Source organism: Aquitalea pelogenes (assembly GCF_001515305.1).
Lineage (GTDB): Bacteria > Pseudomonadota > Gammaproteobacteria > Burkholderiales > Chromobacteriaceae > Aquitalea > Aquitalea pelogenes.
On sequence record NZ_LNQV01000173.1, the window covers coordinates 1 to 207 of the forward strand.

The 207-nt window shown below is 60.4% G+C and carries 1 protein-coding gene; it reads right to left on the reverse strand.

Features of this window, described 5'->3' with window-relative positions:
- A partial coding sequence (locus tag AWT75_RS22435) for a hypothetical protein (RefSeq protein WP_204377142.1) occupies positions 1-189 on the reverse strand: 189 nt, incomplete at its 3' end.
- Positions 190-207 lie beyond the last annotated feature (18 nt).

Genomic DNA, 207 nt, shown 5'->3' on the forward strand with positions numbered 1-207 from the left:
CGAAAAACCCGGGTGCGCGAACTGGAAATGCAAGCCGCCGAAAGCCATATGGCACGGTGCGCGAGGCAGGCTGGAAAGCATGGAAACCAGCTCGCTGCAGTTGCTGGACGAAAAACCCGGGTGCGCGAACTGGAAATGCAAGCCGCCGAAAGCCATATGGCACGGTGCGCGAGGCAGGCTGGAAAGCATGGAAACCAGCTCGCTGCA